This is a genomic window from Brachybacterium horti, assembly GCF_054777615.1.
This window is the reverse complement of sequence record NZ_BAAHAM010000001.1, coordinates 88,658-101,968: the sequence shown is the minus strand read 5'-3', so window position 1 is coordinate 101,968 and position 13,311 is coordinate 88,658. Positions and strand designations below refer to the sequence as shown.

Genomic DNA, 13,311 nt, shown 5'->3' with positions numbered 1-13,311 from the left:
CCGCAGTCGTCCCCTCGGGCGGGGATGTGAGGTGCGGATCCGGGGGCGTCACCCGCCGAACGCTACCGGGGCCGCTCATTCTGCGCTCACGAAGCGCCCCCAGGCTCGGTCCCGCACCGCCACCGATCCCCGAAGGAGCGAACCCGTGAGCACCCCCGTCCCGCAGCACCGACCTCGCGTCGACACCCTCCCGTTCCGTGCGCTGACGCCGGAGCGGATGATGAAGGTCCCGATCATCACGGCGACGTTCTGGACCATCAAGATCCTCTCCACCACCGTCGGCGAGACCTTCGCGGACTACCTTGCCGTGAACGTGGGCCTGGGCCCCATGGTCACGACCGGCATGATGCTCGTGCTGCTCGCTGCGGCGCTCGTCCTCCAGTTCCGCTCCCGGGCCTACACCCCGTGGATCTACTGGACCACCGTGGTGCTCGTGAGCATCGTCGGCACCCAGATCACCGACTTCTTCACGGACACCCTCGGGGTGAGCCTGTACGTCTCGACCGCCGTGTTCACCGTGCTCCTGGCGATCGTGTTCTCCGCCTGGTATGCACAGGAGCGCACCCTCGCGATCTCCTCGATCGACACGGTGCGCCGCGAGGCCTTCTACTGGGGAGCGATCCTCACCGCCTTCGCCCTCGGCACCGCCGCCGGCGATCTCGCCACCGAGGCCCTCGGGCTCGGGTTCCTGCTCGGCGCGATCATCTTCGGCGCGCTGATCCTCGCCTGCGCGGTCGCCGCCCGGGCCGGGGTCTCGGTCGTCGCGACCTTCTGGATCGCCTACGTCCTCACCCGCCCGCTCGGTGCCTCGATCGGCGACCTGCTCACCCAGGACCGCTCCTACGGCGGCATGGGACTCGGGGCGAGCCTCACGAGCCTCCTGTTCCTCGCGATCATCGTGGTCCTCGTGATCCGCGAGCAGCTCCTCGTGCGACGGCACGGCGTCCAGGTCAAGGGGCAGGGCGTCCCCGGCGGCCGGGTGCGGGACGTGGTCTGGGCGGGTGCCGGCGCGCTCGCGATCGTCGCCGCGGCCACGACAGCGACGGCCTTCCACCCCGCGCAGCCGGCGCAGGCCTCCTCGGCCTCGGCCTCCGCCTCCCAGGGGCCGCTCGGCGACCTCTCGAGCTTCCGGGTGATCGTCGACGACGTGAACACGAGGATCGAGGCCGGGGACCTCTCCGGTGCCCGCACCCGGGTGAAGGACCTCGAGACCTCGTGGGACTCCGCGGAGGCCGGCCTCAAGCCGCAGTCCCCGCAGGACTGGAGCACGATGGACCAGGCGATCGACGCGGAGCTCACCGCCCTGCGCGCCGACCACCCGGACCAGCAGACCAGCCTCCGGGCCTCGCACGACCTCCAGAAGGTCATCGACGGCCTGCAGCGCTGATCGACACCGCGCATGATGGGCCTGCCCCGTCCCGGCTCCCCGGGACGGGCAGGCCCGCGAGAAGGAGGAGCAGCCATGAGGATCCTGCTGGCGGAGGACGACCCGATGATCGCGGGCGTCCTCGTGCAGCGCCTCGTCGAGGACGCCCACGTCGTCGAGCACGTCGACGACGGCCCGACCGCCGCCGCCTTCGCCCCGCTCGGTGACTTCGACGTGGTCCTGCTGGACCTCGGGCTGCCGGGGCTCGACGGCATGGACGTGCTGCGATCGCTGCGCGCGGAGGAGGACGGTCCCGCCGTCATCGTCATGACCGCCCGCGGGCGCCTCGAGGAGAAGGTCGCGGGCCTCGACGCCGGGGCCGACGACTACCTCGTCAAGCCCTTCGCCTACGAGGAGCTGCGGGCGCGGCTGCGGGCCGTCGGCCGCCGCGGGACCGGGCACACGAGCGCCGTGCTCCGCGCGGGCGGCATCACCCTGGACGAGACCGCCGTCGCGGCCACGGGACCCGGCGGGGAGGCGGTCCCGCTGACCCGTCGCGAGCTCGCCCTGCTGAGGGCGCTCATGATGCACCCGGGCATGGTCCTCTCCCGCGGCCAGCTCGAGGCGCAGGTCTACGAGGGGGAGGTGGAGATCGAGTCCAATGCGATCGACTTCCTCATCCGCCGCCTGCGCGGCAAGCTCGGCGCGGAGGCGATCCGCAACGTGCGCGGGCTCGGCTGGACGATCCCGAGGCTGCCGTGAGGGCGCCCCGTGGCGCGGGCGCCTCCCTGCGCACCCGGCTGGTCACTGCGCTGACCCTGCTGGTGCTCGTCGTCGCGGCGCTCGCCGCGGTCGGGTCGACCCTCCGTGCGCGGCAGGAGGCCGCAGAGACCCAGGACGACCTCCTCACCCGGATCGCCGAGCTCGCCGCCGTGCCGGACCCCTCCGGCACGGGCGACGTCGCGAGCACGGGGGCGGGCGCCGGGATCGTCGTCGAGGAGATCTCCACCGGCTCCGGGCACGACCTCCCTTCCGCGCTCCCCGACGGCCTGTCCACGACCATCACGGACGACGGCCCGCAGCGGGTCGCCGTGAGGACCCTGCCCGACGGCCGCCGGCTCGCGGCGGCGCAGCCGATCGCCGTGCGCGACGACGCCGTGCGCGAGACCGTGACCTCCACCCTCGTGCCGATCGTGGTCGCCGTGCCGCTGCTCGTGCTCGGCTCCGCGCTCGTGGTCTCCTGGGCGCTGCGGCCGGTGGAGTCCCTGCGCCGCGAGCTCGCCTCCCGCGGGGGCGACGAGCTCGAGCCGCTGCCACGGGACGGCGTGCCCGCCGAGCTCACGGGCTTCCTCGATGCCGTCGACACCCATCACGCCCGCGCTGCGGGTGTGCTCGAGGGACGGCGCCGCTTCGCCGCGGAGGCCGCCCACGAGCTGCGCACCCCGATCGCCGCCGTGTCCTTCCAGGCCGAGCACCTGCTCGCCGCCCAGGACGAGGAGGAGCGGCAGCGGCGAGGGCGCGTCCTCGAGGGCGGGCTGGCGCGGCTGCGGACCCTCGCCGACCAGCTCCTCGTGCTCGGCGACGAGTCGGCCCCCGAGGACCACCGCCAGAGCGTGGAGGCCGTGGTGCGCGCCCTCGCCGGTGACCTGCTGGGCACCCCGGAGGGAGCACGGGCCGATCTGCGCTTCGACCTCGAGGCGGCCGACGGCGCGCACGTCCCCGCGACGGCCGCGACCACGGTGCTGAGGAACCTGGTCGGCAACGCCCTGCGGCACGCCGCAAACTCAGGGCCGATCGAGGTGCGGGCCGTCGCGGTGGGGGAGGGGGTGCAGCTCGAGGTGCGGGACCGCGGCCCCGGGATCCAGGACCCGGAGCAGGTCCTCGCGCCCTTCCACCGGGAGGCGGGGCAGGAGGTGCCCGGGCACGGCCTCGGGCTCGCGATCACGGTGCGCACCCTCGAGCGTCAGGGCGGCAGCCTCGAGCTGCTGCCCCGCCCGGGCGGCGGCACGATCGCGCGCGCCACCCTGCCACGCGTCTGAGCTCTGCCTGGCCCGGCCCTGCCGCCCCGCCGTGTTCACCCTGCGGCCATCCGGCCGGGAGCGCGCCCACCGCGGCATGGGAGCGCACCCACCCCGCGGCGACCTGCGGCCACTCCGAGAAGCGGGCAATCCGGGTATGTGAGGCGCAGGCCACCTTCCGTCCATCTGTCCCACCCCGAAGTTTCGCCTGCGCGGCACGCCGTCGCCCCTCCTGCTCCCTAGCGTCGGGCCCGGCCCTGTCCTCCTCCTCGACCCCTGGAGCCCCCATGTCGCCCCGTCCCCGGCGTTTCTCCCCGCTCGCCCTCGCCGTCACCGTCGCCCTCGGACTCACCCCGGCCCTCGCCCTCGGGCCGACCCCGGCGCAGGCCGCCCCGGTCACCGCCCCGGCCTCCCCGTCGGCCCCCACGACCCCCGTCGTCCCCGCCCAGCGCGACCCGCTGCCCACCCCCGCCGTCGAGGCGCCCACCCCGGACGTGCTCGGCGTCGACATCGACGCGACCGGCCTCGACGAGCAGGCCCAGCAGCGCACGCAGACCCCCTTCGGCACCGCCCCGACCGTCGGCGAGGATGCCGCGCTCGGCCGCCAGGTCGCCTCCTACGACGGCGCCACCCGCTACGACTTCGCGGACGGCTTCGAGAAGACCGCGAAGGCCCTCACCCTCGAGTGCACCGTCCGCTTCGACGACGGCCTCTCCGACGGCGACGACGAGTCCCGCGGCAACTTCTGCGGCGCCAAGGAGGGCGGCGGCTACTCGCTCACCGTCTACGGCTCGACCCTGAAGATGATGGTCAACGTCGACGGGAAGTACTACGGCGCCGGCGTGCCGATCGAGCAGGGCGTCTGGTACCACGCGACCGGCGTCTGGGACGGGAAGTCCGTCTCCCTCTACCTCGACGGCACGAAGGTCGCCGAGACCCCCACCAGCGGCTCCGCCATCAGCGCCCCGCCGAAGACCGCCGCCCACCAGTTCTTCCTCGGCGCGGACACCAACGGCTCCGGCAACCCGCAGTTCCACGGCACCGTCTCCCTCGCCGGCGCCGGCATCTACTCCCGCGCCCTCAGCGGCGAGGAGATCACCGCCCGCTACGCGAGCACCTTCGCCGGCCGCGCCGAGGACCAGGCCTCCTTCACCCTCACGAGCCCCGCCCCCGGCTCCCGCCTCACCGCGCCGACCACCCTCGAGGGGACCCTCGAGCACGAGGAGCTGCTCGCCCGGCCCCTCGCCTACACCCTCGACGGGGAGCCCGTCTCCCTCGGCGACGAGGTGGGCCCCGGCCTCGCCGCCGGCGAGCACACCCTCGCCTGGACCGGTCTCGACCAGTTCGGCGAGGACGTCTCCGGGCAGGAGACCTTCACCTCCACCAGCATCCCCACGGCGGGCGGCACCGAGCAGTCCAGCGGCAGGGGCAGCGCCCAGCTCACCGCGCGCTCCACGAGCCCCACCGGCGAGGACCTCCGCACCACCTTCCTCGCCGGGGAGATCTCCTCCGCGACGGGCACCCGGCAGGGTGTCATCGAGGCGGCCGACGTCGCCGAGGACGGCTCGGTCGCCGGTGACGTCACCCTCCAGGACGGGAAGAAGACCGGCGAGAAGCTCGCCCCGGGCGACGGCAAGGACCTCGACTCCCCGGTCACCGCGAAGGTGCCCGCCCTGCGCACCGAGATCCCCTTCACCGAGGCCGGCCAGCAGGTCGCCTGGAGCGGCCAGGTGGACCCGGCGCGCTCCGTGAGCCTGCTGCTGCTGAACCCGGAGACCGGCCGCTACGAGGTGGCCGACACCGCCCGCGGCAGCTCCGAGGGCGACACCGAGCTGCTCGCCTCCGCCACCGCCGCCCAGGGCACCGGCGGCACGCTGCGCGCCCTCGTCATCGGCACCGACCCCTTCGCCGACGACCTCGACGAGCCCGTCAAGGACGGCTTCGAGGACCCCGACGACTACGACTTCTCCCTCATGCACATCACCGACACCCAGTACCTCAGCCAGGGCGCCACCCAGAAGGCGACCGCGGCGGAGCGCGAGGAGTGGGCGAGCGCCTACGAGGACTCCTACCGCTGGGTCGCCGAGCACGGCGAGGAGCACAAGCTCGCCTACGTCGCCCACACCGGCGACATCATCGAGGACTGGAACACCGGCGCCACGGACCGCGGCAAGGCGGAGGAGGAGATGCAGTTCGCCTCCGATACCCAGAAGATTCTCGAGGACACGGGCGTGCCCCACTCCGTGCTCCCCGGCAACCACGACAACCTCGGCGGCGGGGACACCGGCACCGACAGCCTCTACAACCAGTACTTCGGCGCGGAGCGCTACGAAGCCCTCGCCCAGCAGGACTCCTGGAAGGAGGCGGGCGCCGAGTACCACCCGTGGAAGGAGGGGGACAACGACAACAGCTACACCCTCTTCAGCGCCGGCGGCCAGGACTTCATCGCCCTGAGCCTCGGCTACATCGTCACCGACGAGGAGGCCGCCTGGGCGAGCGACGTGCTCGACCAGTACGCGGGCCGCGACGCCATCCTGCTCACCCACGCGTACAACAAGCCGAGCTCCGAGCCCGACGGCCGCGGCGGGACCTTCTCCCAGGACGGCCAGATCATCCGCGAGCAGATCCTCGAGAAGCACCCGAACGTCGCGCTCGTGCTCTCCGGGCACGAGCACGGCGTCTCGATCGGCGTGCGCACCGACGTGGGCGAGGCGGGCAACGACGTCGTCGAGCTGCTCGCCGACTACCAGTTCTACGAGGTGGGCTCGGACCAGCTGGGCCTGACCGAGGAGGGCGGCTACGGGAAGGACACGGGCCTGCGCTTCGGTGCGGCGTTCTTCCGCCTGCTCCAGTTCGACCTGGACCGCGGCGAGGTCTCCGTGGACACCTACTCGCCGTACATGGACGAGTTCGGCGCCACCGAGTACGACACGAAGGACCGTTACGACGGCCGCGAGGACGACTTCCGCCTCCCCGTGCAGTTCCAGGGCCGCACGACCGCGTTCACGACCGACGCGCTCGTCGGCATCACGCCGACGGACGAGGTGATCGGCGAGGTCACCCACGCCTCCGGCGAGGACGCGAGCGTCACCTGGAAGGGCCTGAAGAACAAGAAGGTGTACGGCTGGTTCGCGGTGAGCCGTGACGCCGCCGAGGTCCCGGGCGACGAGGAGGCCGTGGGCGAGGAGGCCCGCTCCCTCGCCCTGGATCCCACGAAGGACGGCGGCATCGTGCAGGTCAGCGCGTTCACGGCCTTCAAGAAGCCGCTCAAGGACAAGGCCTCCGGCGTCACGTCGTCGGAGGAGGGGTCCACGACGGCCGAGTGATCAGGCGCGTCTCCTCCGTCGGCCCCCTCTGCGGGACTGCCCGTGTCCGGCACCCGCAGCAGTCATCCGGCGGAGGAGACGCCAGGGCCGCACCCGTCCATCTCACGATCAGCTCCATCGAGCACCCGACCCGGGTCCCTGAGCTCCGGGCCCGGCCCGGACGGGGAGAGGGTCAAGGAGAACCAGCTGGCCTTCCCGCTCCCGGCCCGAGTCGCGGGCGGGCTCAGTCGCTGCTCGGCGGGCGGCGCTGCTGCTTGGTGAGCGAGCGCTGCCGCTTCCCTTCGAGACGGCGGCGCTGCGACCCGCGCGTGGGCTTCGTGGCGCGGCGCGGCACCGGGGGAGCGATCGCCTCCCGGAGCAGGGCCGCGAGCCGTTCCCGCGCGGCCGCGCGGTTACGACGCTGGGAACGGTGCTCCGCGGCCGCGACGGTGAGCACGCTCCCCACCAGCCTCGGGGCGAGCGCGGTGAGCGCCCGCTCCCTCTGCGCCGGAGTCAGCGCCGTGGTGGTCGCGAGGTCCCAGCGCAGCTGCACCCGGGAGTCGGCGGTGTTCACGCCCTGGCCGCCGGGACCGGAGGCGTGGGAGAACTGCTCCGTGAGCTCCGCGGCGGGGATCCGCAGGCCGCGCGGGGCACCGGGCCCCGGGGGCACGTGCAGGTCGTCCATCGCCCCAGGATGCCCCAGGACGCCCAGCGGGACCCAGGTTGCGCTCAGCGGGACCCGTCCCCGGGGAGTCGGGGGGCATCCCGGTCGCGGTCGGCGGTGGAGCGGATCCGCGCTCAGGCGCCGGTGGCCCCCTGGTCGCGGGGCTCGTCCTCCTCGCGCAGGCGCGGCTCGACCCGCTGCTCGGGATGCCAGCCGGCCTTGTCCGCGTAGAACGCACGGATCGTGTCCATGTCGCCGCGCAGGTCCTCCGTCATCGCGAGGGTTGGGCCGAGGCCCGTCGTCATCGTCGTGCGGTCCACGTAGCCGAGCGTGACGGGCAGGCCCGTGCGGCGGGCGATCCGATGGAAGCCCGACTTCCACAGGTCGTGGTCCCCGCGGGTGCCGTCGGGCGTGACGACGAGGCTGAAGACCTCGCCGGAGTCCACACGGGTGACGACCTCCTCCACGACCCGGCCCGGGTCCGAGCGGTCCACGGGGATCCCGCCCAGGCGCCGCATGATCGGCCCCTTCCATCCCGTGAACAGGCTGTTCTTACCCAGCCAGTGGATGCGGATCCCGAGCTCCCACGCGATCGCGAGCATGAGCACGAAGTCCCAGTTGGAGGTGTGGGGCGCGCCCACGAGCACCGTGGGCCGCGGGGAGGCGGGCTCGGTGACGAGGCGCCACCGGCTCAGACGCCAGAACGCTCCGGCGATCAGGCGTCGGATCATGGGTGAACCGTAGAGCACCGCGGGCCGGGGCACTCCCAGGCGCCGGATCCCGGTCCGCCGGCCCGGGCTCGGATCAGGCCTCGCCGTCCGCGGAGGGCCAGGGGTTCGCCCGGCAGTCGCCGAGGTCCATCGACTGCTGGAGCATGACCGGTGCGGCCTCGCCCTCGCCGCCGCAGGTCTCGTGGCCGTGCCCCAGGAAGTGGCCCACCTCGTGGTTGACCATGTAGGCGCGGTACTCGCCGAGGTCGTCGAAAGTGGGCGTCATGAGCGTCCAGCGGTCCGCGTTGAGCACCACCTCCTCGCCGATCCGGCAGCTCCACAGGCCGTTCGTGCGGGCCGGCGCGCAGAGCCCGTCCACGGTGGGCGGGGAGGCGAGGGAGATCGTGAAGTCCGCCTCGGCGGGCTCCGTGACCTGGCGGAAGACGACGTGCTCGAGGGGCTCCCAGCCGCGCTCGTCGGCGAGGACCTCGGCGACGACGCCGGCGACCTCGCCGGCCTCCAGGTCGATGCCGTCCTCGACGCGCAGGAGGTAGGAGCGCACGGTGCCTTCCGACGCGCTGCCCTCGGCGGTCGCGGGCTCCGCCACGGTCCAGGTGCCCTCGCCGGTCATGCCCGAGCGGGGGATCTCCGTGCTCGCCGCCGTGATCTCGGCCGTGACCCCGCCCGTCGCCGCCGCGGCGACCGGGCTGCCGTCGGAGGCGCCGCCGCCGTCGGGCCCACCACCGTCGGACGCCCCGCCGCCGTCGCTCGGCACCGGGGCGGGAGACGGGGTCGCGGGGGAGGAGGGATCGCCCGGGGGCTCCGCGGGGCTCGCGAGGGCGCGCACCCCGAGCACCACGACGAGGATCAGCAGCACGGCGAGCAGGGCCACCACGATCGTGCGGGCGAGGCGTCCCCGGCGTGTGAGGACGAGACGCGGGCGGTCAGGGGGCGGCGGGGTGGCGTCGGTCACCAGGACACCGTAGGAGGTCCGAGGTCTGCCCGCCCGGCGCCACGCCTGATGCCACCGGGCTCGGGCGGAATGGCGCCGCGCCGCCGTCGCTCCGGGCCGCCGCCTCAGCTCACCCGCAGGCGGTGCTCCCCGGGTCCGGCCGGGACGAGCACGCGCGCGCCCTCACGGGTGAGGGAGGTGCGGGCGCCGTCGACGACGACCTCGACGTCGAGCTCCTCGGGCACCCAGAACTCGCTCGGCGCGGAGGCCTCCGCGCCGTCCCAGGCGGCCTTCCAGCTGCCGCCCGCGGACCGACCGCTGCGCAGGGAGGTCCCGGCGACCGCGACGGGCCGGGGCCGGCGCAGGGTACGGGCGACCTCCGAGGTCGCGAAGCCCGGCTCCCACCGGTGGTAGATCCATCCGGTGACGTCCTGGTCCAGGGCGTCCAGGAGCTCCTCGTCCAGGGGCTCCTCGCCGCTCAGCTCGCGCAGGGCGAGGCCCGAGACGTCGAGCAGCGCCGGGTGGTCCGCTCCCGCCTCGGGGGCGTCGGCGAGGATCACGGAGAGCCCCTCGGCCTCGGCGAGGTCGAGCAGCTCGCGCGCCTGCTCCGCCGAGCCCGCGCCGACGACGCGCACGGCGTCGAGGCCGAGCTCCGCCAGCTGTCGCAGGTCCTGGGCGGTCACGGGGGACGTGCCGTCGGCGCCCCCCGCCTCGATGTCCACGCCGTGGACCACGCGCAGGCGGCCCTCGGCGTCGGTGTGCTCGGCCGTATCGATCATCCGGGTCATGACTGCCACCTTCCGCGGACTCCGCTGTCCGCTGCTGCCGCGAACCTAGCAGGAGAAGCAGGGCGGCGCGCCGGTGGGTCGGCGTAGTCTCGTGCCCAGGCGAGGGCGCCTGCCCGCGCGCCGATCCGAGGAGCCCCCGATGGCCACCACGACGCCCGACTCGAAGCCCACGACCGCATCCGCCGCCGCGACCGACGCCCCGGACGGCGAGGGCGGCGGCCAGGAGCTGCTGGTCGACTTCATCCTCTCCCTCGACGGGTGCGCCGCGGGGGAGGGCTGGCCCGGCTGGTGGGGCCTCGAGTCCCCCGAGTACCTCGAGTGGCTCGCCGCCGAGCCCGAGCGGATCGGCCTGATGGGCGCGAACACCTACCGGCTCATGGCGGACATGGCCGGCAAGGCGCCCGGGCTCGACGTCTCCGAGGAGGAGAAGGCGAGCTTCGCGCAGCTCGACTCCGCGGAGCAGATCGTCTTCTCCACGACCCTCGAGGAGCCCCTCGCCTGGTCGAACACCCGCCTCGTGCGCACCGACGCGATCGCGGCCGTCCGCGAGCTCAAGCGCACCGCGACGAAGCCCCTCACCACGGTGGGGAGCATCCGCCTGTCCCTCGCGCTGATCGAGGCGGACCTTGTGGACCGCTTCCGGGTGGTGCTCTTCCCCGTCGTCACGGGCCGCACGGGCCTCGAGCGGATCTGGGAGCAGTTCGGCGACCTCTCCCTCGAGCTGCTCGAGGCGCGCACCTTCGAGGGCGGGCTGCAGCTGCTCGAGTACCGGCCCACGGCGCTCGAGGCCCCGCCCGGCACCGGCTGGGAGCGCTGAGCGCCCCTCCTCGCGGGTCAGGCGCCGATCGTTCCGAGCGCCCGTGCGGTGGGAGGATGCTCCTCATGACCGCCACCCTCGTCGCCCACGGCCTCTCCGGCGGCCACGGCCACCGGGTCCTGTTCGAGGACCTGGACCTCACCGTCGCCCCGGGCGACGTGATCGGGGTGGTCGGCGCGAACGGGGCCGGCAAGTCCACCCTGCTGCGGCTGCTCGCCGGGGAGACCGCGCCGATGGCCGGTCGCGTGACCCTCAACCCCGGCGACGCCTTCGTCGGCCACCTCCCGCAGGAGCACGAGCGCGTCGAGGGCGAGAGCATCGCCGCCTACATCGCGCGCCGCACCGGCTGCTCCGAGGCGACCGCCCGTCACGACGCGGCCGCCGCGGCGCTCGCCGAGCCCGCCCCCGCCCGGGGAGCCCCGGACCCGGCCGACGTGTACGCCGCGGCCCTGGACCACTGGCTCGCGACCGGCGCTGCGGACCTCGAGGAGCGCATCCCGCCGATGCTCGCGGACCTCGGCCTCGCGCTCGGACCCGAGGACGCCCGGCGCACGATGATGACCTCTCTCTCCGGCGGGCAGGCCGCCCGGGTGGGGCTCGCGGCGCTGCTGCTCTCCCGCTTCGACCTCGTGCTGCTCGACGAGCCCACGAACGACCTCGACCTCGACGGCCTCGCTCGGCTCGAGTCCTTCGTGCAGGGCCTGCGCGGCGGCGCCGTGCTCGTGAGCCACGACCGCGAGTTCCTCTCCCGCTGCGTGACCACCGTGCTCGAGCTCGACCTCGCCCAGCACAGCAACCGCGTCTACGGCGGCGGCTACGACGCCTTCCTCGAGGAGCGGGCGACCGTGCGCCGCCACGCCCGCGAGAGGTACGAGGAGTTCGCCGCGACCAAGGCGGATCTCGTCTCCCGTGCCCGCACCCAGCGCGAATGGTCCAGTCAGGGCGTGCGCAACGCGATGCGGAAGTCCCCGGACAACGACAAGGTGCGCCGCCGTGCGCAGTCCGAGTCGAGCGAGAAGCAGGCCCAGAAGGTGCGCCAGATGGAGAGCCGCATCAGCCGCCTCGAGGAGGTCGAGGAGCCGCGCAAGGAATGGCGGCTCGAGCTGAGCATCGGCGCCGCGCCCCGCTCGGGCACCGTCGTCGCGACGCTCTCCGGCGCCGTCGTGCGCCAGGGCGACTTCACCCTGGGACCCGTCTCCCTGCAGGTCAACGCCGGGGAGCGGATCGGGATCACCGGCCCCAACGGCGCCGGGAAGTCGACCCTGCTGCGCGTGCTGCTGGGCCGCCGCACCCCCGACGAGGGCAGCGCGAGCCTCGGCACGAGCGTGCAGATCGGCGAGATCGACCAGGCCCGCTCGCTGCTCGCAGGCGCCGCGCCGCTCGCGGAGGCCTTCGGGGCGCAGGTCCCCGAGATGACCCCGGCGGAGGTGCGCACGCTGCTCGCGAAGTTCGGCCTGCGCGCTGACCACGTGGGCCGCGGCATGGACGAGCTCTCCCCGGGGGAGCGCACCCGCGCGGGCCTCGCCCTGCTGCAGGCGCGCGGCGTGAACCTGCTCGTGCTCGACGAGCCGACGAACCACCTGGATCTCCCGGCCATCGAGCAGCTCGAACAGGCGATCGCCGCCTACGACGGCACGCTCGTGCTCGTCACCCATGACCGCCGGATGATCGAGGCGGTCCGGATCGACCGCCGCTGGCAGGTCGAGGGCGGGCGGGTCACCGAGCGCTGAGGCGCCCCGATCGTGCCCGCCCGAGCCGGTCGCCCCGTCAGAGGTTGATCGTCACGTCCCCGCTCTTCTCGAGCTCGTCCGCGATGCTCTGCGCGGCCTCGCCCTCCTTCTGGGCCTTCACCTGCTGGGCGAGCTGGTCCTTGACGTCCTCGAAGGCCGGGGTCTGCGCCTGCTCGCCGCCGGACTCGCCCGTCTGGCCGGCCGCCTGCTCCTGCTGCTGCACCATCTGGTCGTAGGCGGTCTTCAGCTCCTCGTCCGTCGGGTCGCCGATCCCGGCCTTCTTGTCGATGAAGGCGGTGATCGTGAACTGCTTCGCCGCCTCGCTGCGGATCTGCTGCTCGTCCATGCCCTGCTGCTCGAGCGCCGACACGACCTCGTCGGCGGAGGTCATGCCGTTCTGCGCGCCGATCTGCTCCAGCGTCGCGTCGATGTCCTTGTCGCTCGCCTCGATGCCGGCGTCCTTCGCCCCCTGCTGGAGCAGGAGGTTGTCCACGAGCCGCTGGGCGACCTGCTGCTTCAGCTGGTCCTCGTCCACGGACTGGCCGGTGCTCTGCTGCTGCATCGCGGCCTGCTGGTACTGCTGCTCGAAGGAGGTGGAGAAGTCCTCCTTGGAGATCGTCTCCCCGTTGACCTCCGCGACCGGGTCGGGGACGTCGGAGAGGTCCGGCGCGGCGGCCTGGGAACCGCCGCCGTCGGACGCCTGCTGCTGGCTCTGCTGCTGGCCGCCGGCGTCGCTCGCGCCGCCGGCGTCGGAGGCGCCGGAGGAGTCGGACTGCTGGGTGCAGCCGGTGATCGCCACCGCGGCGGCGAGGGAGACGGCGGCGAGGGTCCGCCGCAGGGCGACGGTGCGGGGGAGCTTCGGGGTGGTGCGGGACTTCATGGTGCTGGCCTCCTGGGAGGGGAGTCGGCGGGGATGCGGCGGGCGACGCTACCGCAGGCGCCTCACCACGGCGGTGAGGAA

The 13,311-nt window shown here is 73.9% G+C and carries 11 protein-coding genes; 6 read left to right on the top strand and 5 right to left on the bottom strand.

Annotation, left to right across the window (positions count from 1 at the left end):
* Positions 1-145: 145 nt before the first annotated feature.
* From ACYVAP_RS00460 to ACYVAP_RS00445, 4 genes are all read left to right on the top strand, one after another.
* Positions 146-1,387: a COG4705 family protein gene (locus ACYVAP_RS00460; protein WP_498859099.1), complete on the top strand. Its 1,242-nt coding sequence runs from the start codon at positions 146-148 to the stop codon at positions 1,385-1,387.
* Between the two features lie 75 nt (positions 1,388-1,462).
* Positions 1,463-2,128: a response regulator transcription factor gene (locus ACYVAP_RS00455; RefSeq protein ID WP_264451150.1), complete on the top strand. Its 666-nt coding sequence runs from the start codon at positions 1,463-1,465 to the stop codon at positions 2,126-2,128.
* A complete protein-coding gene (locus tag ACYVAP_RS00450; RefSeq protein WP_498859098.1) occupies positions 2,125-3,405 on the top strand; it encodes a sensor histidine kinase family protein in 1,281 nt (426 codons plus the stop codon). Before ACYVAP_RS00455 ends, ACYVAP_RS00450 begins: the two co-directional genes overlap by 4 nt.
* A 266-nt stretch (positions 3,406-3,671) precedes the next feature.
* A complete protein-coding gene (locus ACYVAP_RS00445; protein ID WP_498859097.1) occupies positions 3,672-6,710 on the top strand; it encodes a LamG-like jellyroll fold domain-containing protein in 3,039 nt (1,012 codons plus the stop codon).
* A 223-nt stretch (positions 6,711-6,933) separates the two neighbouring features.
* Here ACYVAP_RS00445 and arfB read toward each other — a convergent pair whose 3' ends face one another.
* The 4 genes from arfB to ACYVAP_RS00425 form a co-directional block, all read right to left on the bottom strand.
* A complete protein-coding gene (gene arfB, locus ACYVAP_RS00440) occupies positions 6,934-7,374 on the bottom strand; it encodes an aminoacyl-tRNA hydrolase (protein WP_498859096.1) in 441 nt (146 codons plus the stop codon).
* A 113-nt stretch (positions 7,375-7,487) separates the two neighbouring features.
* The gene (locus ACYVAP_RS00435) at positions 7,488-8,084 is read right to left on the bottom strand and encodes a 1-acyl-sn-glycerol-3-phosphate acyltransferase (RefSeq protein ID WP_498859095.1); all 597 of its coding nucleotides are present in this window, start codon (positions 8,082-8,084) and stop codon (positions 7,488-7,490) included.
* 73 nt (positions 8,085-8,157) lie between these two features.
* Positions 8,158-9,036: a zinc metalloprotease gene (locus ACYVAP_RS00430; protein ID WP_498859094.1), complete on the bottom strand. Its 879-nt coding sequence runs from the start codon at positions 9,034-9,036 to the stop codon at positions 8,158-8,160.
* Between the two features lie 104 nt (positions 9,037-9,140).
* Positions 9,141-9,803 (bottom strand): hypothetical protein, encoded by a 663-nt coding sequence (locus ACYVAP_RS00425; RefSeq protein ID WP_498859093.1) that lies wholly within the window; start codon positions 9,801-9,803, stop codon positions 9,141-9,143.
* 139 nt (positions 9,804-9,942) lie between these two features.
* On the opposite strand from ACYVAP_RS00425, the gene ACYVAP_RS00420 reads away from it, so the two are divergent.
* Together ACYVAP_RS00420 and ACYVAP_RS00415 are read left to right on the top strand one after the other, a co-directional pair.
* Positions 9,943-10,620, top strand: a complete 678-nt coding sequence (locus tag ACYVAP_RS00420; RefSeq protein ID WP_498859092.1) for a dihydrofolate reductase family protein — start codon at positions 9,943-9,945, stop codon at positions 10,618-10,620.
* 65 nt (positions 10,621-10,685) lie between these two features.
* Positions 10,686-12,350 carry an ABC-F family ATP-binding cassette domain-containing protein gene (locus tag ACYVAP_RS00415; protein ID WP_498859091.1) on the top strand — a complete coding sequence of 555 codons (1,665 nt, stop codon included), beginning with the start codon at positions 10,686-10,688 and terminating at the stop codon, positions 12,348-12,350.
* 37 nt (positions 12,351-12,387) lie between these two features.
* On the opposite strand, the gene ACYVAP_RS00410 is transcribed toward ACYVAP_RS00415, so the two are convergent.
* Entirely contained in the window at positions 12,388-13,230 is an 843-nt protein-coding gene (locus ACYVAP_RS00410) for a SurA N-terminal domain-containing protein (protein ID WP_498859090.1), read from the bottom strand.
* Positions 13,231-13,311: the final 81 nt, after the last annotated feature.